This window comes from Planotetraspora sp. GP83, assembly GCF_041262585.1.
GTDB lineage: Bacteria > Actinomycetota > Actinomycetes > Streptosporangiales > Streptosporangiaceae > JAOEGB01.
In genome coordinates, this window is the sequence record NZ_JBGCBZ010000010.1 from 174,771 (window position 1) to 199,880 (window position 25,110).

Below are 25,110 nucleotides of genomic sequence, written 5' to 3' on the forward strand. Positions count from 1 at the left end.
GGTCGTGCGAGTGAATCCCCTGGAATCCGAGGTGTCCGAGGAGTCCTAGTGGCCGACGGCGCGGAGGGCGTCGACGATGCCCCTGCCGTAGAAGCCGTTGTTGGACGCCGTTCCCTCACAGGTGTGCGTCGCGGTGACCGTGGCGCCGCTCGGCAGGTGCCGCGTGTAGGTGTAGGCGGGCGGGGTCGGGCAGGGCGTCTTGGTGGCCGTGCCCTTGAGGACGCCCTCCACGATGGACGGGTTCAGGGTCAGGCCGCCGTGCCGGAAGTCGCGATGGCCGTACCGGCTGACGATGAGCGCCGCGACGCCGGCCGCGCGCGGCGAGGCCATCGAGGTGCCCTGGAGGTACTGGTAGTACGCGCAGACGTCGCCCTCGCAGTCCTTCACGACATAGGGGACGGTCGGGTTGCCGTCGGCGTCGATCTCACCGTTGGCGACCGCCAGCGCCTTCGGGTAGGCCGACAGCGTCGCCTTGGTGATGTCGCGGGTGTTGTCCGGGGTGTCGTAGACGTCACCGCCGGGCGACGCCACGTCCACGTAGCCGTTGCCGTAGTCCGAGTAGTACGCCTTGCGGGTGCTGATGCCGGTCGAGGACACGTCGATCACGTGCTCGCCCTCGCTCGGCATGGAGACACAGCTCGTCGGGATCGTACGGCTGCGCGGCTGCCGGCCGGGCACCGACGCGAAGTCCGGGCTGGAGGCGTCGGTGATCGCCTTGGTGTAGTCGGTGGCGCCGTTGCCGGCCGCCGAGACCAGCGTGACCCCGTGCCGGTGGGCGTAGTCGAGCGCCCGCTGGACGGCCGTGATGATCGTCCGCTGCTCCAGCTGCTCGTCGGCGGTGTCGGCGGGGTTGTCCGCGCAGTTGAACAGCCACGGGTCGATGTAGTAGCTCATGTTGACCACGTCGACGCCGATGTCGCCGGCGTAGGTGAGCGCGTCGACGCTCGGCTGGAGGAAGAAGAAGCCGGAGTCCTGGCCGGCGCGCAGGTTCACCAGGGTGACCTTCGGCGCGACGCCCGCGATGCCGAGCTTGTTGATCGGGGAGGCGATCGAGGAGGCGACGTGCGTGCCGTGGCCGTCCTCGTCCACGTCGTTGGGGTCGGTGCAGGAGCCGTCGGGGTCGCTCTCGCACGGGCCGTCGACCACGGTGCCGTTGGCGTCCGCGGGCAGGTCCACGGTGAAGTTGCGGCTCAGGTTCTTGTTGAAGTTGGGCGCGATGTCAGGGTGGGAGCCGTCGATGCCGGTGTCGAGGACGCCGACGAGGACGCCCTTGTCGCCCGGCTCGTACTTGTGGGCCTGGTCCGCGTGGATCTGCTTCATGTCCCACTGGAGGTCGGCCAGGGGCTCGTCCTTGACGTCGCGCCGCCACTTGGCCGCGGAGGCGCCGTCGCGGCCCTCCCGCTCCACTGCCTTGCTCTGGACCGCCTTCTGGACGGCCGCGGCTGAGACGCGGGCCTCGGCGGGCACCTTGCCGATCGTGCGGTTGTGGGCAACGCCTTCGATGGCCGCGTTGTCCTTGATCGCGCCGATGAAGCCGGTGTTGGTGGTGCTGACGGTGGCGAGACCCACCTCGGTGTTGACCTTGATGATGCTGCCGCCCGCGGCCTCGATCGCCTTCTGGGCGTTCGCGGCGCCGGCGCCTTCCTTGTAGAGAACGACGTACTCGGTCTGAGCACCGGGCTCCGCGGTCGTTCCGACCGCCTGAGCTGGGGCCGCCAAGGTAGCCGCGACTATCGCGGCCGCCGTGGCGACGACTGTGACGCGCTTCACATCCACCTCCGTGTGGACTTCGAGGGCGCTGACCATGTTTCGAGATTTCGGGCGCTTGTCATAGCTCTGTGAAGATTTGCGACCAACGTGTGACATGACTGAGCTGTCAAGCGATCTCAGGCGGGCTTCCGAGATCGCTGTGCGGCCGCGGGGATCAATCACGTCACCGGACGGTTACGGCCCCGCATTGGCGGAGACTACTAGGACGTCCTAGTATTTTTCTCGGGATCTGAGATTTTTGGAGGGCCTCGTGGACCCGGAGCACACCACTGGCGAGATCGAGCCCGGCCGCAGCCGCTGGCAGGCACGATACGACGCCGCCTTCAAGCGCGCCCGCGAGTTCCGGACTCTTTCCGGCCTGGAGGTGGAACCCGTATACGGCCCGCCCTCTCCTGACCTCGCCGACGACCCGCGATTCGAGCGGATCGGCTGGCCCGGCGAGTTCCCCTTCACCCGCGGCCTCCACGCGACCGGCTACCGGGGGCGGCCCTGGACGATCCGGCAGTTCGCCGGCTTCGGCAACGCCCGGCAGACCAACGAGCGCTACAAGATGATCCTCGGCGCGGGCGGCGGCGGCCTGTCCGTGGCGTTCGACATGCCGACGCTCATGGGCCGCGACTCCGACGAGCCCCTCGCGCTCGGCGAGGTCGGCCACTGCGGCGTCGCCATCGACTCCGCCCTCGACATGGACCTGCTGTTCGACGGCATCCCGCTCGGGGACGTCACCACGTCGATGACCATCAGCGGCCCGGCCGTACCGATCTTCTGCATGTACGTGGTGGCGGCCGAGCGCCAGGGCGTGCCGGTCGGGAAGCTCAACGGGACGCTCCAGACCGACATCTTCAAGGAGTACATCGCGCAGAAGGAATGGCTGTTCGCCCCGGAGCCGCATCTGAGGCTGATCGGCGACCTCATGGAGTTCTGCGCCGCCGAGATCCCGGCGTACAAGCCGCTGTCGGTGTCGGGCTACCACATCCGCGAGGCCGGCTCCACAGCCGCGCAGGAGCTGGCCTTCACGCTGGCGGACGGGTTCGGCTACGTCGAGCTCGGCCTGTCCCGCGGCCTCGACGTGGACGTCTTCGCCCCTGGCCTGTCGTTCTTCTTCGACGCGCACATCGACTTCTTCGAGGAGATCGCCAAGTTCCGTGCCGCCCGGCGGATCTGGGCCCGCTGGATGCGTGACGTGTACGGCGCGCGGACCGAGAAGGCGCAGTGGCTGCGCTTCCACACCCAGACGGCGGGTGTCTCGCTGACCGCGCAGCAGCCGGACAACAACATCGTCCGCACGGCGATCGAGGCGCTCGCGGCCGTCCTCGGCGGCACGAACTCCCTCCACACCAACGCCCTGGACGAGGTGCTCGCCCTGCCGTCGCAGAAGGCGGCCGAGATCGCCCTCAGGACCCAGCAGGTGATCATGGAGGAGACCGAGGTCGTCAACGTCGTCGACCCGCTGGGTGGCTCCTGGTACGTCGAGGCTTTGACCGACCGCCTGGAGGCCGAAGCCGAGGCCATTTTCACGAAAATTCGGGAAATGGGGACCGGGGACATGACTTCCGGGATCCTGCGCGGCATCGAGGACGGCTGGTTCATGTCGGAGATCGCCGAGTCGGCCTTCGACTACCAGCGGAAGCTGGAGAAGGGCGACAAGCGGATCGTCGGGGTGAACTGCCACACCGCGACCGTCGAGGAGCCCCTGGAAATCCTCCGCATCAGCCACGAGGTCGAGCTGGAACAGCGCCGCGTGCTCGCGGAGCGCCGTGCCGTACGGGACCAGAAGGCCGTGGACGCCGCCCTCGCCGCTCTCGCGAGCGCGTCGCGGACCGAGACCAACATGATCCCGCCCATGCTCGACGCCGTCCGCGCCGAGGCCACGCTCGGCGAGATCTGCGACGTCCTCCGCACCGAATGGGGCACCTACACCGAACCCGCGCGTTTCTAACTGCATGATCACGCCGGAAAGGCGCGGGGTTGGCGTGGATTGGGTCCGGGGGTACGGCAGGATTGGGGGTATGGCAGCGGACTTCTCTCGACCTGGATCGCTCTACGGCGCCGTGGACCTCGGCGCGCGCAAGCAGGCTCTGGAGGCACAGGCGCGGCGCGAGACCGCCGGGCCCGCCGGAGCCGCCTCGGCCGTCATCGAGACGACCTCGGCCACCTTCAACGCCGACGTGGTCGAGCGCTCTCTGAACGTTCCCGTCATCGTCGAGGCGACGGTGCCGCGGGCCGAGCAGGTCCAGCAATTCAGCGGCACGATGGAGAAGCTGGCCGCAGAGGCCGGGGGAGCCTGGCTCCTCGCGAGGGTCGACGTCGAGGCGAACCCCGAGCTCGCCCAGGCCCTGCGGATGAGGGCCGTCCCGACCGTCTACCTGGCGTTCCAGGGCCAGCTGATGCCCCTGTTCGAAGGGCCGCTGCCGGAGGCTCAGCTCCGGCAGGCGCTGGCGCAGGTGTTCGAGCAGCTCGGCATCGAGCTCCTCGCCCCACCCGAGGGCGAGGGTCCGGCGGAGCCGCCCATTGACCCCGATCTTCTCGCCGCCGAGCAGGCCATCGAGAAGGGCGACCTCGACGCGGCCGCCGCGGCGTACGAGCGCCTGCTGGCGAGGAACCCGGGCGACGAGGACGCGAAGATCGGCCTCGCGGGCGTCGGCCTGGTCCGTCGCACGCAGCACCTGGACGAGGCCGGGGTCCTGCGCCGCGCGGCCGAGGATCCGGCTGACGTCGATCTGCAGATCCAGGCGGCCGACCTGCAGATGCTGAGCGGGGCCGTGGACGAGGCCTTCGAGCGGCTCGTCGGAGTCGTGAGGCGCACCAGCGGCGCGGACCGCGACAAGGCCAGAGTCCACCTGCTCGGGCTCTTCGACGCGCTGCCCTCCGACGACCCGTCGGTAACCAAGGGCCGGCGCAACCTCGCCAACGCGCTCTTCTGAGAACACCCCGGCCCGCTGCCGCGGGCGTTCATGGACATTGATGAACATGGCCACAGCGATCCCTCGGCAGTCCGGCTGTTTGCCGCACGATGAGGTCCGGTAGGGGCATAAAGGGAACGTGCAGGTCGTCACCATCTCCGCGACGTACGGCACGGGCGGCAGCGTCGTCGGGCCCGCGGTGGCCGACCGGCTGGGCGTGCCGTTCCTCGACCGTGCGATCCCGAGCACGGTCGCCCAGGAGCTCGGGGTCACGCTGGAAGAGGCGCTGGCCCATGACGACCGGGCTGACAGCGGGCTCGGGCGCCTGCTGGCCGGAATGATGCGGCTGCCGACCGTGACGCTGGGCGGCGTGGACCTCTATGTCCCGGCCGGGATGCCGCTGTCGCCGGACGAATTCTCCGCCCGGACCGAGCAGGTGATCCAGGAACTCGCGCGCTTCCATGGCGGCGTGATCCTCGGCAGGGCGGGGGCGATCGTGCTCGCCGACCATCCGGGGGCGCTGCACGTCCGCCTCGACGGCCCGCTGCGCCGGCGCATCCTGCAGACGGCCGCCTATTCCGGAGTGACCGAGCGTGAGGCCAAGAAGATCGTCTGCGACAACGACCGCGCGCGGAGCGCCTATGTGCGGCAGTTCTACCATGCCGACCCGGCTGACCCGGGGCTCTATCACATGGTCCTTGACAGCACGGTCATCCCGGTGTCCACGTGTGTGGAGCTGATCGTGGCGGCATCCGCCGTGCTGGGCTGAATCACCCGGCTCGGGATGGCACGATGGAGTACACCCCACGGAGCCGTTGAGCCGGGTGCGACCGTGAGACGAACGACGAACGACAAGTCGGGCGAACGCACAAGCAGCACTGGGCGAGCACGGCCGGAAAGACCGCAAAGGAGCGGATTCACGTGGCCACCGTGCCGAGCGTTTCGTACTCGATCACCGTTCGTCTTGAGGTGCCCGCGGGGGGCAAGGCCGTAAGCCTGCTCACCCACGCGGTGGAAAGCGCCGGCGGCGTGGTGACCGCCCTCGACGTGACCAACGCCGGCCACGAGAAGCTGCGCATCGACGTCACCTGCGCCGCCAAGGACACCGACCACGCTCAGGCGATCGTGGACAGCCTCGGCGCGATCGACGGCGTCGTCATCCATAAGGTGTCGGACCGGACCTTCCTCATGCACCTCGGCGGCAAGATCGAGATGCAGTCGAAGGTGCCGCTCCGCAACCGTGACGAGCTGTCCATGGCGTACACGCCGGGAGTGGCGCGGGTCAGCCTGGCCATCGCGCGCAACCCCGAGGACGCCCGCCGCCTCACGATCAAGCGCAACTCGGTCGCCGTGGTCACCGACGGCTCCGCCGTCCTCGGCCTGGGCAACATCGGCCCCGCCGCGGCGCTTCCGGTGATGGAGGGCAAGGCCGCCCTGTTCAAGCGGTTCGCCGGCATCGACGCGTGGCCGATCTGCCTCGACACGCAGGACGTGGACGAGATCGTCCGCACGGTCCAGGTGATCGCACCGGGCTTCGGCGGCATCAACCTGGAGGACATCTCCGCGCCGCGCTGCTTCGAGGTCGAGCGGCGGCTCCGCGAGCTGCTCGACATCCCGGTGTTCCACGACGACCAGCACGGCACCGCGATCTGCGTGCTCGCCGCGCTGACCAACGCGCTGAAGGTCGTCGGCAAGGAGATGTCCGGCGTTCGGATCGCGATGGCGGGGGCGGGCGCGGCGGGCACCGCCGTGCTTCGCCTGCTGCTCGCGGCCGGAGCGACGGACGTGATCGTCTGCGACTACCGCGGCGCGGTCCACCCCGGGCGCGACGACCTGGACGACTCGCTACGCTGGATCGCCGAGCACACGAACGGCGAGGCGTACGACGGCGACCTGCGTGGCGCGATCAAGGGGGCCGACGTCTTCATCGGCGTCTCCGCGCCCGGCATCCTCACGGGGGAGGACATCGCCGCGATGGCGGACGGTGCGGTGGTGTTCGCGCTGGCCAACCCCGAGCCCGAGGTCTCGCCCGACGACGCCCGCGAGCACGCGGCGGTGGTCGCCACCGGGCGGTCGGACTACCCGAACCAGATCAACAACGTGCTGGCGTTCCCCGGCGTCTTCCGCGGCCTGCTCGACGCCCAGGCCGACGGCGTCACCCAGGAGATGCTGCTCGCCGCCGCCCGGGCGCTCGCGGCCGTCGTGACCGACGAGGAGCTGGGCCCCAACTACATCATCCCCAGCGTCTTCCACCCTGACGTGGCCAACGCGGTCGCGGCAGCCGTACGGGAGTCGGCCGGAGGGAAGGCGCGCGGCTTCACGGAGGCGTGATCCCGGCTACGCTGCGTGGACGGGTTGCCCGCGCTGAGTAATATTACGGGTCGAATAGGGAGTGACGTGCACGATTGGGTGTTCCTCCCTCATGATGGGATGTATGGCGGAAGCGATCTACGTCGGCGGGTTGCTCGTGGCGACGCCAATCCTTGACGACCCCAACTTCCGGCGTAGCGTCGTCCTGGTCCTTGAGCACGATGAGGACGGCGGCACTCTCGGCGTGGTTCTCAACCGCCCGAGCGAGATCGCGGTCACGCAGGTGCTGCCCTCCTGGGATCCCCTGGTCACCGGGCCCTCCGTGCTCTTCGAGGGCGGCCCGGTGCAGACCGACAGCGCCCTTGCCCTGGCCGTGGTCCTGAGTGGCGAGGAGCCCCTGGGCTGGCGGCGGCTGCAGGGCAGGTCCGCCGTCTCCCGCCTGGGCACGGTGGACCTCGACGCGCCCCCCGAGATCCTCGCCGGGGAGATCTCCCAGATGCGGATCTTCGCGGGGTACGCCGGCTGGACGGCCGGTCAGCTGGAGAACGAGCTCCAGGAGGGCGCCTGGTACGTCGTGGACTCCGAGCCGGGGGACACCTTCCACTCCGATCCGGCCACGCTCTGGCGCACGGTCCTGCGCCGCCAGCACGGCGACCTCGCCCTCGTCGCCACCTTCCCCGACGACCCCCTCCTGAACTAGGTCGCGCATGATCACGGACATGGTTTTCTGCGTGATCACCAGCCATTCCGCGCGGGCGCGGGGTCAGCTCGCGTGCAGTTGGGGCACGGGCTGAGGAGGGCCGGCCGGCTGGTCCCAGCCTGGGCGGAAGGACTCGCCGGCGAGCGCGAGGACGTCTTCGAGGCGTTTGGCGACGAGGCCGGGGTCGCGCGGGCCGGGGCCGAAGCAGACCCTGCTCATGCCCGTGAAGACGGACACGACGAATTGCGGGCGCAGGTCATCGGGCTCGGTCCCCTGTCTACGGGCGACCTCGGCGACGAGTTTCCTCTCGTTCTCCATGAGGAGGCACATCTGCCCGGCGAGCAGGGCGGGAGTCGCCTCGATCACCTGCTGCGCCTTCGTAAAACGCGTTGCCTCCTCGGGATCCTTGTCTCGTAGGATGCCGAGCATGGACCGCATGGCCTGACTCAACGCCGCGTGTGGAGACTCGCTCTCCGGGCGGGCCGCCAACTCGGTCAGGAAGATCTCCTGCCCCTCCGCCGGCAGCGCGAGCGCGACCTCCTCCTTCGACGCGAAGTAGCGGAAGAACGTCCGTGGTGAGACGTCGACTTCGGCCGCGATCTGGTCGACCGTCGTGGCCTCGTAACCCTGCGTCAGGAAGAGGTCGAGAGCCGCGTCTATCAGGGCGTTCCGCGTCTGCTCCTTCTTGCGCTCACGCAGACCCATGGCCGTCACCTCCTCGAAATGTGGGATTCACAAGCTGCCAGATGTCACCGTATGTCGGATAAAAGGGTTTGTCATCTGTCATGAACTGTCATAAGTTACGACGCGTTGACTGAGGATTTGCTGTCTGAGGCTTTCAAGGGGGACCACCCATGGCGCAAGCCGTAGCCGTACAACCCGAGGCCCGCGCGGGCCGGGGCCAGGGGCATCCCTGGCTCACCCTGCTCGCCGTGTCGCTCGGCGTCATCATGGTGATGCTCGATGGCACGGTCGTCGCCATCGCCAACCCGGTCATCGGCGTCGAACTCCACGCGTCGCTGTCGGACCTCCAGTGGATCACCAGTGGTTACCTGCTCGCCCTGGCGGTCTTTCTCATCACCGCGGGCAAGCTCGGCGACCTCTTCGGCCACAAGAAGATCTTCCTCATCGGTGTGACCGGCTTCGCCCTGACCTCGCTGGCCATCGGCCTGACGTCGTCGGTTGGGGCACTGATCGCCTTCCGCGTGCTGCAGGGTCTGTTCGGCGCGCTGCTCCAGCCCGCCGCGCTGGCGCTGCTGCGGTCGGCCTTTCCCGGTGACAAGCTGAACATGGCGATGGGCGCGTGGGGCGGCATCATCGGCCTGTCCAGCGCGGCCGGGCCGATCATCGGCGGCCTCCTGGTCGAGAACGTGAGCTGGCAGTCGGTCTTCTTCATCAACGTGCCCGTCGGCGTGGCCGCGCTCGCGTTCGGCCTGTGGGCGCTGAAGGAGAGCAAGGCGCAGACCCTGTCGAGGGTCGACTGGCTGGGCGTCCTGCTGCTGTCGGGTGCGATGTTCTCGCTGGTGTGGGCCATCATCAAGGCGCCCGAGTGGGGCTGGGGCGACAAGGCGACCATCGGCTTCCTCGTCGCGGCGGTCGTCATCGGGGCCGTCTTCCTGTTCTGGCAGACGCGGGTCAGGGAGCCGCTGCTGCCGCTCAGCCTGTTCCGCAATCCCTCACTGTCCATCGGCACCGTGCTGATGATCCTCATGGCGTTCTCGATGTTCGGGGCGATGTTCTTCCTCACGTTCTTCTTCCAGGGCGTGCACGGGCTGACGCCGCTGGAGTCGGGCCTGCGAATGCTGCCCATGAGCGCGGGCATGATCGTCGCGTCACCGATCGCCGGTGTCCTCATCGGCAAGATCGGTCCGAAGATCACCATAGCGGGCGGAATGCTGATCACCGCGATCGCCATGTTCCTGATGTCGCGGCTCGGCGTCGACGCCGCCTTCGTCGACAGCGCGATCCCGTTCGTCCTGCTGGCCTTCGGTCTCTCGCCGGTCTTCGTCGGCGCGACCGAGATCATCGTCGGCAACGCGCCCGAGGACCTCAGTGGCGTCGCAGGTGGCGTGCAGAACTCCGCCATGCAGGTCGGCGGCGCGCTCGGCACGGCCATCCTCGGAGCGGTCGTGGCGGCCAAGGTGTCGAGCGTGCTTCCCGGCTACCTCGGGCCCGCGGCGGAGACCATCCCGCCCGCGCAGCTGGAGGGGCTCAAGACGCTCGCCTCGGTCGGCATGGCGCCTCCCGGTCTCACGGGCCAGACGGCCGCTCTGATCGGCAACGCCTCGCACCTGTCCTTCATGGACGGCCTGCACCTCGGCTTCGTGGTCAGCACGGCCGTCGCCGTGATCGCCGCGATCCTGGCCCTGTTCGTCAAGGCCGGCCGCAAGTCCGAGGGCGCCCCGATCCACGTCGGCTGACGTTTCCGGTCGTTTCCGGTCGTTTCCGGTCGTTTGCCGGTCGTTCGAGGTCGTACGGCTCCCGCTCCGCTTGTGGGGCGGGAGCCGTACCGCTGTCTGAGGGGGCGTGAACCGGCGCGCGTCCCGGGCGGTGAGGGTCGCTCAGTAGACTCCGTATTCGTGAGTAGCACGAAGATTCTTCCCGAGAGCGACGTCGCACCGAGGCTGTCGCACGGCGACGGCGACCACGAGCGCTTCTCGCACTACGCCGACAAGAACAAGATCACGGAGAGCTACGTGACCGGCGCGCCGGTCCGGGCCCTCTGCGGCAAGGTGTGGGTGCCCAGCCGGGACCCGAAGAAGTATCCGGTGTGCCCGGAGTGCAAGGAGATCTACGAGGGCCTGCCCAAGGGCGAACCCTCCGGCGACTGAGTGTCGATCCGGGGTGATCACCTCCGAGACGGCTAACGTCAGGCTTCTGACCAGCCGTATCGGGGGAGCGAATGGCCCGGTGTGCGATCACCGTCCTTCTGGCGTGCCTGTTCACGCTGGGGGGCGTCCCTGCCGGAGCCCGCGCCGGCACGCGGGCCGGGGTCACGGCCGGGCCCGAGTGCCCGGACGGCAGCCGGCTCTCCAGAGGGGTCCCGAGGGCTCGGCCCGGCTGGGCGCGCTCGGGCCGGCTTGCGGCGCGGCCCCCGTACGGGCTGACGCATGCCTTGGAGCCGCGCGAGCCCGGGCCGGACGAGATGGCCCGGATGGCCGCGGATCTGCGCCGGGGGCTCCGTGACACGAACGGCGTGCGGCGCGTCTCCGCCCCCGCCGTGGGGTTCACGGTTCCGCTGTGGGTGCACGTCATCAAGGACGGCGCTCTGGGCGCGCCCGACAGCGCCGTCGCGCGGCAGGTCGAGGCGCTCAACGCGGCCTACGCCGGGAAGTTCGGCGGGGCCGACACCGGCGTCCACTTCCAGCTCATGGGGATCACCCACACGGCCAACCGGGAATGGTTCCGCGACCCGCTGGGTGACGAGGCCGCCATGAAGACCAAGCTCCACGTGGGCGGCCCCGAGACGCTGAACCTCTACATCGCCCAGCTCAGCGAGCTCGTGCTCGGCTACGCGACCTACCCGTACTGGTACAGGGACGAGCCTGGCATGGACGGCGTGGTGATCGACTGGCGCAGCGTGCCGGGCGGCCCGCTCCGCAGCTTCGACAGGGGCTTCACGGCCGTCCACGAGATCGGCCACTGGCTCGGCCTCATGCACACCTTCGACAACGGCTGCGCCGCCCTGGGCGACTCCGTCGACGACACCCCCGCCGAGGCCTCTCCGACCACGGGCTGCCCGGCGAGCAAGGACACCTGTCCGGCGCCGGGCGACGACCCGATCCACAACTTCATGGATTACGCCCAGGACCGGTGCATGACCCAGTTCACCGCGGGACAGGCCGTACGGATGCGGCAGATGTGGGACGTCTACCGGCGGCCGCGGTCACCGCTCGTCTAGATCCGATTGCAATGTCCGGTGGTCCGTTGACTGGGCACCGCCTCTGTGAGTAACTCCACAGCAGCGCTCATGGGAGTCATGGGTCGCTTCGGTGCTTCTGCCGGTCCCGTCCCCCCATGCGCGCGCCCGGCTCGGCCGCTCCGGGAGGGCTCTTTGGACGATCAGTGGACGCGCCGGGTGTGGCCGCCCGCTGGGCAGGATTCCCCCGCCGGGCCCGGCCGGGAGGACCCGGGCAGATCCGGCGGCAGCTCCGGTCAGGACGTTTCCGGCAGGTCCGGGCGGGATCCCTTCGGCCGGTCCAGCCGCGACGTTCCGACCTGGGCCGGGCAGGACGCTTTCGGCGGGCCCAGGCAGGACGCTTTCGGCGGGGCTGGGCGGGACTTCGGCGGGGCCGGGCGGGACGCTTTCGGCGGGCCCGAGCAGGAGGACGCCACCGAGCCCGAGCAGGACCTTCCGCCCTCCGCCCGCTGGTACGGCGCGCCGGCCCCGCCTCCGCGCCAGATGCCGAGCTGGCTGCAGCGTCTCCTCGTCGGCGCGGCCGCTCTGGTGGCCGCCGGGGTGGTGATCGGCGCCGTCGTCCTGACGATCCTCAACCGCGCTGAGCACGTGCCCCCGACCGTGGTGACCGACCCGCTGGCGGGGGTCTCCTACTCGCTGCCCAAGGACTGGACCGAGGGAGTGGTCGCCCCCGTGACCGGCTTCACCTCCGTCGCGGCCGACGGCGACCTGGCGACGGTCATGGCGAGACCGGGCGACCGGGTGGACCCGCCCAACCTCCGCTCGGCCGTACTCGATCTCAGCGAGCTCTACACGCGGCTTCTGCTCCACGGTGACAAGGTCGACGTGGTCGACGACCGGGCCGTCACGGTCAACGGGCGGCCCGGCCACACGCGGGCGATCCGGGCCGAATACCGAGATGTCGTCAACCAGCCGGCCTTCATGAGGGTGACCTTGCTCACTCGCCCGGACGGCAAGAGCACGGTGCTGCTCGCCCTCGCGCACCCCGACGAGCCTCGTACACGTGCGGACATCGAGGCGGTGATGTCCGGCGCCAGGTGACCTCCACAACGCCTATATCACAGCCGATACCGGGTGACGCGAATCTCGGCGGGTCGGCACGTCTTGTCGGTCGGTCCGACTACCCTGAGGTCACTGTGAGGGAGCGAACCGATAGATACAGCATTGTCCCGACGAGCTCGGGGAGGCGTCGTTGAGCGTTTCGGCCGCGTCCCATCTCTCCCCTTCCTACCCCGATCGAGCCGCCTGGGGCACCGCGCCCAAGCTGCGCGCCTGGCAGCAGGAAGCCTTTGACCTCTACTTTCAGCGCGAACCGCGAGATTTCCTCACGGTCGCCACGCCGGGCGCGGGCAAGACCACCTACGCCCTGCGGATCGCCAGCGAGCTGCTGAGCCGGGGGATCGTGCGGGCCCTGACGATCGTCACGCCCACCGAGCACCTGAAGCGCCAGTGGGCCGACGCGGCGGCCAAGGTCGGCATCGGCATCGACCCCGAGTTCAAGAACAGCCAGGGCGCGACCTCGCGCGACTACATCGGCGTCGCCATCACCTACGCCCAGGTGGCGATGCACCCCGCGCTCCACCGCGCCCGCACGGAGGCCCGCAGGACGCTGGTCATCTTCGACGAGATCCACCACGCGGGCGACGCCAAGTCATGGGGCGACGGCGTGCGTGAGGCGTTCGAGCCCGCGACCCGGCGGCTGGGCCTGACCGGCACGCCGTTCCGGTCCGACGACAGCCCGATCCCGTTCGTGTCCTACGTGGAGGACGGCGAGGGCGCGCTGCGGAGCGCCTCCGACTACTCCTACGGGTACGGCCCCGCCCTCGCCGACGGCGTGGTCCGGCCCGTCATCTTCCTGGCGTACTCCGGCGAGATGAAGTGGCGGACGCGCGCGGGCGACGAGATCGCCGCCACGCTCGGCACGCCGCTGACCAAGGACCAGCTCTCCCAGGCGTGGCGGGCCGCGCTCGACCCCAAGGGCGACTGGATCCGCCAGGTCATCCACGCGGCGGATCGGCGGCTCACCGAGGTCAGGCGCGGCATGCCCGACGCGGGAGGCCTGGTCATCGCGTCCGACCACGAGTCGGCCCGCGCCTACGCCAAGCACATCCGGACCGTCACGGGCGAGGGCGCGGAGGTCGTGCTCTCCGACGACCCGGGCGCCTCCAAGAAGATCAAGGGCTTCTCCTCCTCCGAGGCCCGGTGGCTGGTCGCGGTGCGGATGGTGTCCGAGGGCGTCGACATTCCCCGGCTGGCCGTCGGCGTCTACGCCACCAGCATCTCCACCCCGCTGTTCTTCGCCCAGGCCGTCGGGCGCTTCGTCCGGGCCCGCAAGCGCGGGGAGACCGCCTCGGTGTTCGTGCCGTCGGTGCCGATCCTCATGGGTCTCGCGGCCGAGCTGGAGGCCGAGCGCGACCACGTGCTCGGCCGGCGGCGCGACGAGGACGGGCTCGACGACCTGCTGCTGGAGCAGGCACAGCAGGAGAAGAAGCAGCCTGACGCGGTGGGCGACGAGCTGCCCTTCCAGACGCTGGAAGCGTCCGCGACCTTCGACCGGGTGCTCTTCGACGGTGGCGAGTTCGGCACGGCCGCCGCCCCGGGATCGCCCGAGGAGGAAGACTTCCTCGGCCTTCCCGGCCTTCTGGAACCGGACCAGGTGGCCTCGCTGCTGCGCAAGCGTCAGGCCGACCAGCAGGCCGCCCGGCGGAAGGCCAAGCCCGCCGAGGAGGCGGCGCCCGCCTTGGCCCCCCACGAGCAGATGCACGAGCTGCGCAAGGAGCTCAACGGCCTCGTGGGCGCCTGGAACCACCGCACCGGGCAGCCGCACGGCGTCATCCACGCCGAGCTGCGCCGGGCGTGCGGCGGTCCCGCCATCGCACAGGCCTCCGCCGACCAGATCCGCGAGCGCATCGCCATGATCCGCAAGTGGGCCACCCAGCGTAAGTAACGCCCTCACTGCTCAGGGCTCCGGCCCCGCGGACCGGCCCCCGCGGACCGGCCCCCGCGCGTCGCGGAGTCGGCACGCGTACGGCCCCGGCTCGGCCTCGTCGCCGAGCCGGCGCGGTGCACCCGCCGCCCTCTCGCGGCCGGGTTTCATGGCGGGGCCGCCACCCCGGCCCAGCTCTGCCGTACCGGTCAGGCGCCGGAAGGGTGAGGCCTCTGCGGGATGCGGTGGCCGGTGCGGGCGTCGACAGCCACATAGTGGGCGCGTGGCCGGAGCGGCCGGTTGAGGTGGAGGTCGAGCGAGGCGAGCCCGTCGGCCACGCGGACGGGCAGCGTACGCGTCCCGTGGCGGTGGGCCTTGACCGTGCCTTCCCGTAGCCAGATCCGCAGCCGCCGTCCGCTGTGGTGTAGCGCCACCGTGGCCGTGCCGCACTCGTGGGTGGCGGCTGCCCAGTAGACGGTGACGTCGTCCAGGCCCGTGGCATGGCGCGACAGCCGTACGGCCTGCGGGGCGAGAGCACGGACGGCGCAGCGCGGAGACGCGCCATCCGAACGGCCGGCCTGCTCATCCGGCTGCGAGGACCCGGGATCAGCGGCACCACTACCTGTGGCGGGTCCGGCAGGACGGCCGGGGCCGAAGAGCTTCCCGTAGCCGCCATGATCGGCGTCGGCATGGCGGGCGAGGACGGAGGCCGGTGCGATGGGTCCGAGGGGCTCCTCGCCGAACCCGACGACCAGCGTGGCCGCCTGTAGTGCCGCCAGCGTCAGCGCCGCCGTGGTGCGCAGCATCCCGTGGTGCGCCCGGCCGAAGAGCAGCCAGACGCAGACCGGGGTCAGGACGAGCCAGGAGAGGCCGAGCAGGAACACGAACATCGGAGGCTGCCAATCACGAGGAGTTGTCGCTCTCCGTAATACACCTATGACACGCCGTAGTGTAGCCATTGAACACCCCATGACGCTCGCGTCGGCCTGCCGTGGCGATCACATGGACCGCGCGTCGGATCCCGCCCGAATGATCAGACCTTCCGCTGACCGCCGCGGGTGCGGCTCCTCAGGCGTGGACGACGGGGGTGCCGACGAGTTCGACTCCGGCTTGGGAGAGCTGGGCGAGGGCGGCGTCGGTCGTCTCCCGCGCGACGCCGGCCGTCAGGTCCAGCAGGACCCGTACGGCGAAGCCGTTCCGAGCGCCGTCGAGGGCGGTGGCCCGGACGCAGTGGTCGGTGGCGATCCCGACGACGTCGAGGGCCTCCACGCCACGCTCGTGGAGCCATTCGCTGAGGCCGGTCCCGCTCGCGGTGGACCCCTCGAAGCCGCTGTAGGCGGCCTGGTGGGCGCCCTTGCTGAAGATCTCCTCGACCTTGGCGGTGTCGAAGGCCGGGTGGAAATCGGCTCCCGGCGTGCCGACGACGCAGTGCGTGGGCCAGGTGTTCACGTAGTCCGGCTCGGCGGCGAAGTGCGCCCCCGGGTCGACGTGGTAGTCACGGGTCGCGACCACGTGGTCGTAGCCGTGCCGGGCGGCGTGCTCGCTGATCGCGGCGGCCACCTCGGCGCCGCCGCCGACGGGCAGGCTGCCGCCTTCGCAGAAGTCGTTCTGCACGTCCACGATGACGAACGCGGTTCTCATGGGGTCACCTCACGACGATCGCGGGAGACGGGCGTCGTCCTCATGCGCCGGTCTCCCGCGATCAATTGAAGATAGTAGGGACTGCGGGGTCTCCAGGGGAGAGGCTGTGGGCCATCGACGGCAATTCGGCCAGCGTCGCCCGATGCCGTTCGCGCGCGCTTTCCAGGGGCTCACGGCCGACGACCCGCCCGTCGCGGACGAGTTCGGCGAGTAAGGGCCGGTCAGCGGCGTCCGCGACCATTGCGCTCCGCTGGCCGGGCTCGCCGGTGACGACGACCTCGGCGGTCGCCGTGCCGCCGCTGGTCCGGCGGTAGGCCCACTTGCGGCCGCCCTTGCTCGGCTTGCCGACCGACCGCTTGGCGACCGGCTGCAGCCGTCCGGAGGCGTCCTCGCGGGCGACGAGCTTGTAGACCAGGTTGGCGGTCGGATGGCCGGAGCCGGTGACGAGCGCGGTGCCCACGCCGTACCCGTCGACCGGGGCGGCGGCGAGCGCGGCGATGGCGAACTCGTCCAGGTCGCCGGTGACGATGATCCGGGTGCCGCTCGCGCCGTACGCGTCGAGCGCCCGCCGCACCTCCAGCGCCGCCACCCCCAGGTCGCCCGAGTCGATCCGGACCGCCCCCAGGTCGGGCCCCGCCAGCTCCACCGCCGTCCGTACGGCTTTCGCCACGTCATAGGTGTCCACGAGCAGGGTCGTGCCCACCCCGAGGGATTCCAGCTGTGCCCGGAAGGCGTCCTCCTCGGAGTCGTGGAGCAGGATGAACGCGTGGGCGGCGGTGCCCGCGGTCGGCACGCCGTACCGGTAACCGGCCATGAGGTTGGAGGTCGAGGAGAAACCGCACAGGTAGGCCGACCTGGCCGCGGCGACGGCGGCCAGCTCGTGGGTGCGGCGCGAGCCCATCTCGATCAGCGGCCGGCCGCCCGCGGCATGGGCCATCCGGGAGGCGGCGGAGGCGATGGCGCAGTCGTGGTTGAGGATCGACAGCACCACGGTCTCCAACAGCACGGCCTCGGCGAACGTGCCCTCCACCACCATGATCGGGGAGCCGGGGAAGTAGGCCTCGCCTTCGCGATAGCCGTACGCATTTCCGGAGAACCGGTAATCGGCGAGAAACGCCAAGGTCGGCTCGTCGACCACGCGGGCGGCGCGGAGGAACTCGATGTCGGCGGGCTCGAAGCGGAAGTCCTCCAGCGCGTCGAGGACTCTGGCGGTCCCCGAGACCACGCCATACCGCCGCCCTCCGGGCAGCCGCCGGGCGAAGACCTCGAAGACGGCCCGCCGATGCGCCGCCCCGCTCGCCAGGGCTGCCTGGAGCATCGTCAGCTCATAATGATCAGTGAGCAGGGCGGATCCCATGGTCGTTCGCACGAGGTGAAGACTACGACCGTCGTGGTGCAGGATGGTGATGTGGGTAGCACCGCTCCAGCCGAGGTCGAGCGTCCGTCGTCGGACGTCCGGCCCGATCTGCCATGGCTGACGATCGTCTGGAACGACCCGGTCAACCTCATGTCTTACGTCACCTACGTCTTCCAGACGGTGTTCGGCTATCCGCGCGGGAAGGCGGAGAAGCTGATGATGGACGTGCACCACAAGGGCAAGGCCGTGGTCGCGAGCGGCACCCGCGAGGAGATGGAGCGTGACGTCCAGATCCTCCACTCGTACGGCCTGTGGGCCACCGTCCAGCAGGACTCCTGACCGGGGAGCAGGGCTATCTGAATGAGCACGGGTTTCAGGTCGACGCGTAAGGGCGTCTCCGTCCATCTCGACGCGGGAGAGGTCTCCATCCTGCGGTCGCTGGTGTCACAGATCCTCGGCCTCGTGGAGCCGGGGGCCACGGGCGACGACCCGCTGGAGCGCGCCCTCGGCATCGGGTCCCCGGAGCCCCCGTCGGATCCCGTGCTGGCCCGGCTGTTCCCGCCGGCGTACGGGGACGACGACAAGGCGGCGGGGGAGTTCCGCCGCTACACCGAGGCGACGCTGCGCGACGCCAAGCGGGCGGACGCCACGACGCTGCTGGAGACCGCCGAGCCGGGGAAGCTGGAGCTGTCGCCCGAGCAGGGCCAGGCGTGGCTGCGGGCCATCAACGACGTGCGGCTCGCGCTCGGCGTGCGGCTGGACGTGACCGAGGAGATCCACGAGGAGATCGCCTCGATGCCGGAGGACGACCCGCGCTACCCGGCCCTCGTGACCTACGACTGGCTGACCTATCTCCAGGACACCCTCGTCCGCGCGCTTTGGTAGTTTTCACGCATGCTGACGATCGCACGCGAGCTGGTGGACAAGATCGTGGCCCATGCCCGCGCGGACCATCCCGACGAGGCATGCGGCGTGGTGGCGGGGCCGGCCGGATCCGACCGCCCGGAGCGGTTCATCCAGATGGAGAACGCCGAGCGTTCCCCGACGTTCTACCGGTTCGACTCGCGCGAGCAGCTCAAGGTGTGGCGTGAGATGGACGACCGGGACGAGGTGCCCGTGGTGATCTACCACTCGCACACCGCCACCGAGGCGTACCCGTCGCGCACGGACATCACCTACGCCTCGGAGCCGGACACCCATTACGTGCTGGTCTCCACGGCCACCGACGAGCCCGAGTTCCGCTCGTACCGGATCCTCGGCGGCGTCGTCACCGAGGAGGAAGTCAAGATCGTCGAGGCGAACGGCTAAACTGGCGGTATGCCTTACGACGACGCTCGCCCGGTGTCGTTTCCGGCTGTCCTCTCACGCCGGGTCAACCCCGGATCTCCCGTGCAGAAGTTCCTCTTCGCGCATACTCCATCTGTCGTCGTCTACGACTGTCGTTGATAGTCCCCTTTCTGGAATCCGTTCTGGAATCCCCGCCTGCCTGACCATGTTCCAATCAGGTGGGTGCTCATCATCATGACGACCACTGATCAAGGAGATTGAGCCGCGATGGCCATCGAGGTCCGCATTCCGACCATCCTCCGCAGCTACACAGACGGCGCCAAGGCCGTCGACGCCAAGGGCTCCACGCTCGAAGAGCTCATCGGCGACCTCGACGCGCGCCACCCGGGGCTGAAGGGCCGCCTGGTGGACGACGCCGGGCTGCGCCGCTTCGTCAACGTCTACCTCAACGACGAGGACGTCCGGTTCCTCGGCGGCCTGGGCACGCCCGTGGCCGACGGCGACACCGTGACCGTGCTGCCCGCCGTGGCGGGCGGAGCCCGTTAGATGCGTTTCGACTCGTTGATCGACTCGGTCGGCCGGACTCCTCTGGTGGGCCTTCCCCGGCTGTCGCCGTCCGACGAGGTGCGGATCTGGGCGAAGCTGGAGGACCGGAACCCGACCGGGTCGGTCAAGGACCGGCCCGCGCTGTGGATGATCGAGCAGGCGGAGAAGGACGGCCTGCTCACACCCGGCTGCACGATCCTTGAGCCGACGTCGGGCAACACCGGCATCTCGCTGGCCATGTCGGCCCGGCTCAAGGGATATCGGCTGATCTGCGTCATGCCGGAGAACACCTCCGAGGAGCGCCGCCAGCTCCTCCGGATGTACGGCGCGGAGATCATCTCCTCACCGGCCGCCGGTGGGTCCAACGAGGCGGTCCGGGTGGCCAAGGGCCTGGCGGAGGAGCACCCCGAATGGGTGATGCTCTACCAGTACGGCAACCCGGCCAACTGGCGGTCGCACTACGAGTCCACCGGGCCGGAGATCCTCGAGGACCTGCCGACGGTGACCCACTTCGTGGCCGGCCTCGGCACGACCGGCACGCTCATGGGCGTCGGGCGCTACCTCCGCGAGCGGGTGCCCGGCGTGCAGATCGTCGCCGCCGAGCCCCGGTACGGCGAGCTCGTGTACGGCCTGCGCAACGTGGACGAGGGCTTCATCCCGGAGCTGTACGACGAGTCTGTGCTGACCACGCGGTTCTCGGTGACCTCGGCCGACGCCCTGCGGAGGACGCGCGAGCTGCTGGCGACCGAGGGCATCTTCGCGGGCATCTCGACGGGTTGCGCCCTGCACGCCGCCCTCGGCATCGCCCGCAAGGCCGTACAGGCGGGGGAGCGGGCCGACATCGCGTTCATCGTGGCGGACGGCGGCTGGAAGTACCTGTCCACCGGCGCCTACGAGGGCACCCTGGAAGAAGCCGAAGACCGCCTCGACGGCCAACTCTGGGCCTGACCCCCACCTCAGGGGGGTGATCATGCATGGGTTCCCGTGAACCCGCTTTGAGCTGGGCGAACGACGTTGATGACCATGCACTCAGCTCGAGTGCATGGTCACCAACGTTATTTCGCCAGGTCAGAACTGCGATCCAGGAATGTGTGCATGATCACGACCTGGGTTGTGGCAGTTGGACGGCCTTCCCGGGAATCTATGCATGATCACTCCCCATCGGTGGGGGGCTAGTTGAACAGGACGCGGAGGGTGAAGGTCGCCTCGGTGCCGCTGTACTTGCCGCTCAGGCCGACCGCGCGCAGCGCCTCGGCGTTGGCCTTCTCATCGCCCTGGAGGTTCGCCGCGTACAACGGCTCGAGCTTGTCGAGGTCCACGAACAGGGCGTAGGTCGCCGCGTCGGCGTCCGGGACGGCCCGCTTGAACGTCTCGCTGTCGCCCAGCGTGCCGCCCTTGGCCAGCTTGTCCGCGTACCCCTGCGCGCTCGCCACCACCAGCCGGCCATCGCCCGGGGCCTTCGCGAGCTGCAGCGGCGTTCCCGAGTCCGCGAGGAACTTCTCGACCTTGCCGAGCACCTCCTGCGCCTTGCCGGGATCCGTCGCGAGGACCGCGCCGACGTTGGGCTGGTCGCCGTTGAGGCCCTGCTGGTCGACCGCGACCGTGAGGCTTTTGCCGAGCAAGGTCACCAGGTCGTCCGGGAGCGCCAGGCCGTAGTTCTGCTGCGCCTGGTCGAGGAACTGGGTGAACGACTGCCCGTCGGAGGTCGACTCGGCGGCCTTCCGGATCTGGGGCCACTGCTTCTCCAGAACGTCGCCCAGGCCGGAGACCGACAGGGCGCCCACGGTCGAGTCGGGCAGCTCACCGATCTTGACGGGCTCCGGCTCGGTGGCGCCGGTGGCGCTCCCGCCACGGGTGATGCCGGTCAGCTCGGCGTAGTCGCCGTCGAACCGGAGAGCGCCGGCGAAGCGCGTGTTCTTGATCGGCTCCAGGATCGCGGCGTCGGCGCTCTGGTCCGCCCCGCTCGCCTTGGCGATCTGGCCCAGGTCGGCCCAGAAGGACAGCACGCCCGGCTCGCCGAGAGCCGACAGATCGTCGCTGAAGTCGGCGTTCTGCGTCAGCGGCGCGGCCTTGCCGTACGCGTCGGCCTCGACCTGCGTCTGCGCCAGGATCGCGTAGCCGTCGCGGAACGTGAGGCCGGGCTGCTTCCCGGTGGCCAGCTTGGCGATGCCCGTCCGCGCCGCCGCCTCATCCTTGACCTGTACGGCTACCGCGATGCCCGGGTCCGCTCCGGCCTTGGCGGGAGCGAGGACGGCCACGCCGATGCGGTCGCCGAGCCAGGGCTCGACGTCCTTGGCGTAGTCGACCTTCCCGAGGTCGGGGGCGTCCTTGCGCAGCGCCTCGAACACGGCCTTGCGCGGGTCGTCGCCGGTGAAGGAGTCCTTGGTGACGGAGAACTTCCGCGCGATGTTGAACAGGGCCACCTTCTGGTTGGCCGCGGGGTCGAGGTCGAGCCGCACGTACGCGATGGCGTTGCCGGGCAGGACCTCCTGCGGCTGGGTGCCGCCGCCGCTCAGCTTGGCGACCGCCCACACGCCGCCACCGCCGACCACGCCCACGAGGACGGCGGCGACGAGGGCGGCGATCCACCCCCGGCCGCGCTTCGGCGGCGCCGCGGGCGCGCCCGGGTTGCCGTGGGCGGCACCCGCGTAGTCGCCCGCGTTTCCGTACGCGCCCGCGTTTCCGTATGCGCCCGGGTTTCCGTATGCGTCAGCGGGCGGTGCCATGCCGTAGCCGAGCTCCTCCGGCTCGTGCCACTGCGGGAGCTGCTGGGTCCGCGGGTTGTCGTGTCCGGCGGGCTGGGCGGGGTGGACGGGCTGCGGCGTCCGGTACGCGATGGTCCGATCCGGATCCTGGTCGGGAGGGAATGGGTATCCGGGGGGAGTGTCGGCAGGCATGGCTCGCTCACAGTCTGATCATCAAGGACATCCCGCAGACTATGCCGCGAAGCTAGCGAATCGCTTGCAATGGACTTGATTGGCCCGAGCCGGACAGCCGACCGCCGCCGCCCTGCCGCCCCGCCGCACCCCCACACCCCCGCGGCGACGGCCGGACGGCATCGCTAAAGTACTCACCAGAACAACATTCGGGAGTCTTCCCGGCTGGACGGCGAGGAGAGCGGTGACCAAGTTCGACGAGGCGACGCAGGCGATCAGGGTCGACGACACCACGTATGACGTGTGTCTCGACGATGGATATTCGATGAGCGGCCCGCTGAACGGCGGTTATCTGCTGGCGACCGTCCTGCGGGCGGCGGTGGACGCCTCGCCGCACGCGCATCCGGTCTCGACGAGCGCCCAGTTCCTCCGCGCGCCCGTGCCGGGGCCGGCGAACGTGCGAATCGAGCAGCTCAAAACGGGCCGGACGGCGACGATGATCCGGGCGACGCTCGTCCAGGACGGCCGGCCGTACATCGAAACGCTGGTGACCACGGCCACGCTCGACGTGGCGGCCGTCCCCGACTGGTCCAGCGGGCCGTCCACGCCGATGCCGGATCCCGCCGGCTGCGTAAAGCTGCCCGAGCCCAAGCCCGAGTCGCGGATGAACTTCAGCGCCCAGATGGAGCTGCTGTTCGACCCGCCGACGATCGGATGGCTGTACGGCGACCCGACCGGGCGGCCGGAGTCGCGGGCGTACTTCAGGATGGCCGAGCCGCAGGATCCCGACCCCTACGTGCTCGCGTTCGCCGTGGACGCGCTGCCGCCTGTGGTGTTCTCGGCGGGCGCCAGAGGGTGGGCTCCCACGGTCGAGCTGACGTGGCATCTGCGCGCGCTGCCGGCGCCGGGCTGGCTGACCGTCCTCGGGAGTGGGCGGCTGATCAGCGACGGCTGGTTCGACGAGGACGTCGAAGTGTGGGACTCCGCGGGCCGTCTGGTGGCCCAATCGCGGCAGATCGCCCGGGTGGGCCGTGGTTAGCAAGCTTTCGCCTGAAACAGGGCTAAGGGTGAGTCTGATGTGAGGATTCTTACCGTGAGCGGCCGCGCGGGCTCCCCTAACCTTGGGAACCGTGACCTTGGAAAGCGTGCCGGACAACAGCAGGGCGATCGGAATCTTCGACAGCGGCGTGGGCGGCCTGACCGTCGCCCGGGCCATCATCGACCAACTTCCCCACGAATCGATCTTCTACGTGGCCGACACGGCGCGTCAGCCGTACGGGCCGAAGGGCATCGCCCAGGTTCGCAGGTACGCGCTGGAGGTGATGGACCACCTCGTCGAGCACGACGTAAAGATGCTGGTGATCGCCTGTAACAGTGCCAGCGCGGCGGTGCTCAGGGACGCCCGGGAGCGGTACGCCGTCCCGGTCGTCGAGGTCATCCAGCCCGCCACCCGGCGGGCCGTACGGGCCACGAGGAACGGGCGGGTCGGCGTGATCGGCACGCGGGCCACGATCGAGTCGATGGCCTACCACGACGCCTTCGCCGCGGCCCCCGACGTGGAGCTGGTGGGCGTCGCGGCCCCCCTGCTCGTCGACTTCGTCGAGCGGGGCGAGACGATGAGCGAAGAGCTCATCGAGGTCATTCGCGGCTATCTCAAGCCCGTCCAGGACGCCGGCTGCGACACCCTCATCCTGGGCTGCACGCACTATCCGCTGCTCGCGGGGGCGCTGTCCTACGTCGCGGGGGACGAGGTCACGCTGGTGTCCAGCGCCGACGAGACCGCCAAGGACGTCTATCGCATCCTCCACGACCGGGGGCTGTCGGGCGGGGCCGGAACGCCGCTCCACCGCTTCCGCGCCACCGGGGACACGGCTCTGTTCGCGCAGTTGGGGCAGAGGTTCCTCGGGCCGGAGATCCAGGCGGTCGAGCTCGCGGCAGTCGGTGAGGAATCCGGCATTGGGAGGTCGGTATGAAGTTGACGATCGTCGGGTGCTCGGGCAGCTTTCCCGGCCCGGACAGCCCCTCGTCCTGCTACCTGCTGGAAGCGGAGGGTTTCCGGCTGCTGCTTGACTTCGGCAACGGGTCGCTGGGGGCACTCCAGCGGCATGCCGGACTGTACGACGTGGACGCGATCTGCCTGTCCCACCTGCACGCCGACCACTGCCTCGACATCTGCGCCTACCACGTGGTGCGCACGTACACGCCCGTGGGTCCGCTGCCGAAGGTGCCCGTCCACGCGCCCAGCGGCGCCTCCCGCAGGCTCAACGCGGCGTACGGCATGCCCGATGAGCCGGTCCTGGAGAAGTCCTTCGACTTCGTGACGCTGTCGCCCGGCATGCGGGAGATCGGCCCCTTTCAGGTGACCGCCGCGCTGATGAACCACCCCATCGAGACGTACGGCTTCCGCGTCTCCCACGGCGGCCGCTCCGTGGCCTATTCGGCGGACACGGGCGAGTCGGCCGAGCTGGTCAAGCTGGCCCACGACGCCGACGTGCTGCTGTGCGAGGCAGCCCACATCGACGAACCGGGCCTTCCCGCCAATCTCCACCTGAACGGCCGGCAGGCCGCCGAATACGCGAGCCAGGCGAGGGCCGGAACCCTGGTTCTCACCCATCTCGTCCCGTGGTACGACCAGGCGCGAATTCTCGAGGACGCGTCGCGCGGCGACTTCGGCGGCCCAATCGAACTGGCCAGGAGCGGCGCGGTCTACGACCTCGGCTGAACGGCTGAACGCCTGGACGGCTGGCTGAACGTTGCGGGTGGACGCCTGGGCGAGCAGGTGAACGCCCGTCCAGCTCCGTCGCCCGGTCCCGAGCGGCCTGCTCGGTGCGGGCGATGATCGCAGCGGGCTGACTAGAATGAGGCCCGCGTTCGC

General features: G+C 69.9%; 24 protein-coding genes. 18 read left to right on the forward strand and 6 right to left on the reverse strand.

Going from position 1 to position 25,110, the window contains the following annotated elements; translation table 11 throughout:
- Positions 1–45 precede the first annotated feature (45 nt).
- Positions 46–1,770: a S8 family serine peptidase gene (locus ABH927_RS16500; RefSeq protein WP_370022394.1), complete on the reverse strand. Its 1,725-nt coding sequence runs from the start codon at positions 1,768–1,770 to the stop codon at positions 46–48.
- A 250-nt stretch (positions 1,771–2,020) separates the two neighbouring features.
- Here ABH927_RS16500 and ABH927_RS16505 point away from each other — a divergent pair, with 250 nt between their 5' ends.
- From ABH927_RS16505 to ABH927_RS16525, 5 genes are all read left to right on the forward strand, one after another.
- Positions 2,021–3,709, forward strand: coding sequence for a methylmalonyl-CoA mutase (locus ABH927_RS16505; RefSeq protein ID WP_370022395.1), 1,689 nt, complete (start codon positions 2,021–2,023; stop codon positions 3,707–3,709).
- 70 nt (positions 3,710–3,779) lie between these two features.
- Positions 3,780–4,694 (forward strand): tetratricopeptide repeat protein, encoded by a 915-nt coding sequence (locus ABH927_RS16510; RefSeq protein WP_370022397.1) that lies wholly within the window; start codon positions 3,780–3,782, stop codon positions 4,692–4,694.
- 118 nt (positions 4,695–4,812) lie between these two features.
- The gene (locus ABH927_RS16515; RefSeq protein WP_370022399.1) at positions 4,813–5,442 is read left to right on the forward strand and encodes an AAA family ATPase; all 630 of its coding nucleotides are present in this window, start codon (positions 4,813–4,815) and stop codon (positions 5,440–5,442) included.
- Positions 5,443–5,594: 152 nt separating this feature from the next.
- Entirely contained in the window at positions 5,595–7,004 is a 1,410-nt protein-coding gene (locus ABH927_RS16520) for an NAD-dependent malic enzyme (RefSeq protein WP_370022401.1), read from the forward strand.
- A gap of 103 nt (positions 7,005–7,107) precedes the next feature.
- Complete coding sequence (locus ABH927_RS16525) at positions 7,108–7,683, forward strand: YqgE/AlgH family protein (protein ID WP_370022402.1); 576 nt, start codon at positions 7,108–7,110, stop codon at positions 7,681–7,683.
- A 63-nt stretch (positions 7,684–7,746) separates the two neighbouring features.
- Here ABH927_RS16525 and ABH927_RS16530 read toward each other — a convergent pair whose 3' ends face one another.
- The gene (locus ABH927_RS16530) at positions 7,747–8,388 is read right to left on the reverse strand and encodes a TetR/AcrR family transcriptional regulator (protein ID WP_370022404.1); all 642 of its coding nucleotides are present in this window, start codon (positions 8,386–8,388) and stop codon (positions 7,747–7,749) included.
- A gap of 149 nt (positions 8,389–8,537) precedes the next feature.
- Here ABH927_RS16530 and ABH927_RS16535 point away from each other — a divergent pair, with 149 nt between their 5' ends.
- The 5 genes from ABH927_RS16535 to ABH927_RS16555 all read left to right on the forward strand — a co-directional run bounded on the left by ABH927_RS16535 (position 8,538) and on the right by ABH927_RS16555 (position 14,549).
- Entirely contained in the window at positions 8,538–10,103 is a 1,566-nt protein-coding gene (locus ABH927_RS16535) for a DHA2 family efflux MFS transporter permease subunit (RefSeq protein ID WP_370022406.1), read from the forward strand.
- A 159-nt stretch (positions 10,104–10,262) separates the two neighbouring features.
- Positions 10,263–10,514, forward strand: coding sequence for a DUF3039 domain-containing protein (locus tag ABH927_RS16540; protein ID WP_261581681.1), 252 nt, complete (start codon positions 10,263–10,265; stop codon positions 10,512–10,514).
- A 71-nt stretch (positions 10,515–10,585) separates the two neighbouring features.
- Positions 10,586–11,584, forward strand: coding sequence for a zinc metalloprotease (locus ABH927_RS16545; protein WP_370022408.1), 999 nt, complete (start codon positions 10,586–10,588; stop codon positions 11,582–11,584).
- A 153-nt stretch (positions 11,585–11,737) separates the two neighbouring features.
- Entirely contained in the window at positions 11,738–12,643 is a 906-nt protein-coding gene (locus ABH927_RS16550; protein ID WP_370022410.1) for a hypothetical protein, read from the forward strand.
- A gap of 151 nt (positions 12,644–12,794) precedes the next feature.
- Positions 12,795–14,549 carry a DEAD/DEAH box helicase gene (locus ABH927_RS16555; RefSeq protein WP_370022411.1) on the forward strand — a complete coding sequence of 585 codons (1,755 nt, stop codon included), beginning with the start codon at positions 12,795–12,797 and terminating at the stop codon, positions 14,547–14,549.
- 188 nt (positions 14,550–14,737) lie between these two features.
- Here ABH927_RS16555 and ABH927_RS16560 read toward each other — a convergent pair whose 3' ends face one another.
- From ABH927_RS16560 to ABH927_RS16570, 3 genes are all read right to left on the reverse strand, one after another.
- Positions 14,738–15,418 carry a hypothetical protein gene (locus tag ABH927_RS16560; protein WP_370022413.1) on the reverse strand — a complete coding sequence of 227 codons (681 nt, stop codon included), beginning with the start codon at positions 15,416–15,418 and terminating at the stop codon, positions 14,738–14,740.
- Positions 15,419–15,596: 178 nt separating this feature from the next.
- Positions 15,597–16,169 carry a nicotinamidase gene (locus ABH927_RS16565; protein WP_370022415.1) on the reverse strand — a complete coding sequence of 191 codons (573 nt, stop codon included), beginning with the start codon at positions 16,167–16,169 and terminating at the stop codon, positions 15,597–15,599.
- 61 nt (positions 16,170–16,230) lie between these two features.
- Positions 16,231–17,526 carry a nicotinate phosphoribosyltransferase gene (locus ABH927_RS16570; protein WP_370022533.1) on the reverse strand — a complete coding sequence of 432 codons (1,296 nt, stop codon included), beginning with the start codon at positions 17,524–17,526 and terminating at the stop codon, positions 16,231–16,233.
- A gap of 51 nt (positions 17,527–17,577) precedes the next feature.
- Between ABH927_RS16570 and clpS the strand changes: the two genes are divergently transcribed.
- From clpS to ABH927_RS16595, 5 genes are all read left to right on the forward strand, one after another.
- Positions 17,578–17,865: an ATP-dependent Clp protease adapter ClpS gene (gene clpS / locus ABH927_RS16575; RefSeq protein ID WP_370022416.1), complete on the forward strand. Its 288-nt coding sequence runs from the start codon at positions 17,578–17,580 to the stop codon at positions 17,863–17,865.
- A gap of 21 nt (positions 17,866–17,886) precedes the next feature.
- Positions 17,887–18,411: a DUF2017 domain-containing protein gene (locus ABH927_RS16580; RefSeq protein ID WP_370022418.1), complete on the forward strand. Its 525-nt coding sequence runs from the start codon at positions 17,887–17,889 to the stop codon at positions 18,409–18,411.
- 9 nt (positions 18,412–18,420) lie between these two features.
- Entirely contained in the window at positions 18,421–18,834 is a 414-nt protein-coding gene (locus ABH927_RS16585; protein ID WP_370022420.1) for a Mov34/MPN/PAD-1 family protein, read from the forward strand.
- 246 nt (positions 18,835–19,080) lie between these two features.
- On the forward strand, positions 19,081–19,359 hold the full coding sequence (locus ABH927_RS16590) for a MoaD/ThiS family protein (protein WP_370022421.1): 279 nt from the start codon (positions 19,081–19,083) through the stop codon (positions 19,357–19,359).
- Positions 19,360–20,307, forward strand: a complete 948-nt coding sequence (locus ABH927_RS16595) for a PLP-dependent cysteine synthase family protein (RefSeq protein ID WP_370022423.1) — start codon at positions 19,360–19,362, stop codon at positions 20,305–20,307.
- 224 nt (positions 20,308–20,531) lie between these two features.
- On the opposite strand, the gene ABH927_RS16600 is transcribed toward ABH927_RS16595, so the two are convergent.
- Positions 20,532–22,256 carry a DUF3352 domain-containing protein gene (locus ABH927_RS16600; RefSeq protein ID WP_370022425.1) on the reverse strand — a complete coding sequence of 575 codons (1,725 nt, stop codon included), beginning with the start codon at positions 22,254–22,256 and terminating at the stop codon, positions 20,532–20,534.
- Between the two features lie 223 nt (positions 22,257–22,479).
- On the opposite strand from ABH927_RS16600, the gene ABH927_RS16605 reads away from it, so the two are divergent.
- The 3 genes from ABH927_RS16605 to ABH927_RS16615 all read left to right on the forward strand — a co-directional run bounded on the left by ABH927_RS16605 (position 22,480) and on the right by ABH927_RS16615 (position 24,957).
- Positions 22,480–23,274, forward strand: coding sequence for a thioesterase family protein (locus ABH927_RS16605; protein WP_370022427.1), 795 nt, complete (start codon positions 22,480–22,482; stop codon positions 23,272–23,274).
- 91 nt (positions 23,275–23,365) lie between these two features.
- A complete protein-coding gene (gene murI, locus ABH927_RS16610) occupies positions 23,366–24,208 on the forward strand; it encodes a glutamate racemase (protein ID WP_370022429.1) in 843 nt (280 codons plus the stop codon).
- Entirely contained in the window at positions 24,205–24,957 is a 753-nt protein-coding gene (locus tag ABH927_RS16615; protein WP_370022431.1) for an MBL fold metallo-hydrolase, read from the forward strand. Before murI ends, ABH927_RS16615 begins: the two co-directional genes overlap by 4 nt.
- Positions 24,958–25,110 lie beyond the last annotated feature (153 nt).

Coding starts and splice junctions, on each gene's coding strand:
- ABH927_RS16565 (WP_370022415.1), bottom strand. CDS start 16,169: ATGAGAACCGCGTTCGTCATCGTGGACGTGCAGAACGACTTCTGCGAA.
- ABH927_RS16535 (WP_370022406.1), top strand. CDS start 8,538: ATGGCGCAAGCCGTAGCCGTACAACCCGAGGCCCGCGCGGGCCGGGGC.
- ABH927_RS16580 (WP_370022418.1), top strand. CDS start 17,887: ATGAGCACGGGTTTCAGGTCGACGCGTAAGGGCGTCTCCGTCCATCTC.
- ABH927_RS16560 (WP_370022413.1), bottom strand. CDS start 15,418: ATGTTCGTGTTCCTGCTCGGCCTCTCCTGGCTCGTCCTGACCCCGGTC.
- ABH927_RS16585 (WP_370022420.1), top strand. CDS start 18,421: ATGCTGACGATCGCACGCGAGCTGGTGGACAAGATCGTGGCCCATGCC.
- ABH927_RS16600 (WP_370022425.1), bottom strand. CDS start 22,256: ATGCCTGCCGACACTCCCCCCGGATACCCATTCCCTCCCGACCAGGAT.
- ABH927_RS16615 (WP_370022431.1), top strand. CDS start 24,205: ATGAAGTTGACGATCGTCGGGTGCTCGGGCAGCTTTCCCGGCCCGGAC.
- ABH927_RS16545 (WP_370022408.1), top strand. CDS start 10,586: ATGGCCCGGTGTGCGATCACCGTCCTTCTGGCGTGCCTGTTCACGCTG.
- ABH927_RS16590 (WP_370022421.1), top strand. CDS start 19,081: ATGGCCATCGAGGTCCGCATTCCGACCATCCTCCGCAGCTACACAGAC.
- ABH927_RS16510 (WP_370022397.1), top strand. CDS start 3,780: ATGGCAGCGGACTTCTCTCGACCTGGATCGCTCTACGGCGCCGTGGAC.
- ABH927_RS16570 (WP_370022533.1), bottom strand. CDS start 17,526: ATGGGATCCGCCCTGCTCACTGATCATTATGAGCTGACGATGCTCCAG.
- ABH927_RS16530 (WP_370022404.1), bottom strand. CDS start 8,388: ATGGGTCTGCGTGAGCGCAAGAAGGAGCAGACGCGGAACGCCCTGATA.
- ABH927_RS16595 (WP_370022423.1), top strand. CDS start 19,360: ATGCGTTTCGACTCGTTGATCGACTCGGTCGGCCGGACTCCTCTGGTG.
- ABH927_RS16525 (WP_370022402.1), top strand. CDS start 7,108: ATGGCGGAAGCGATCTACGTCGGCGGGTTGCTCGTGGCGACGCCAATC.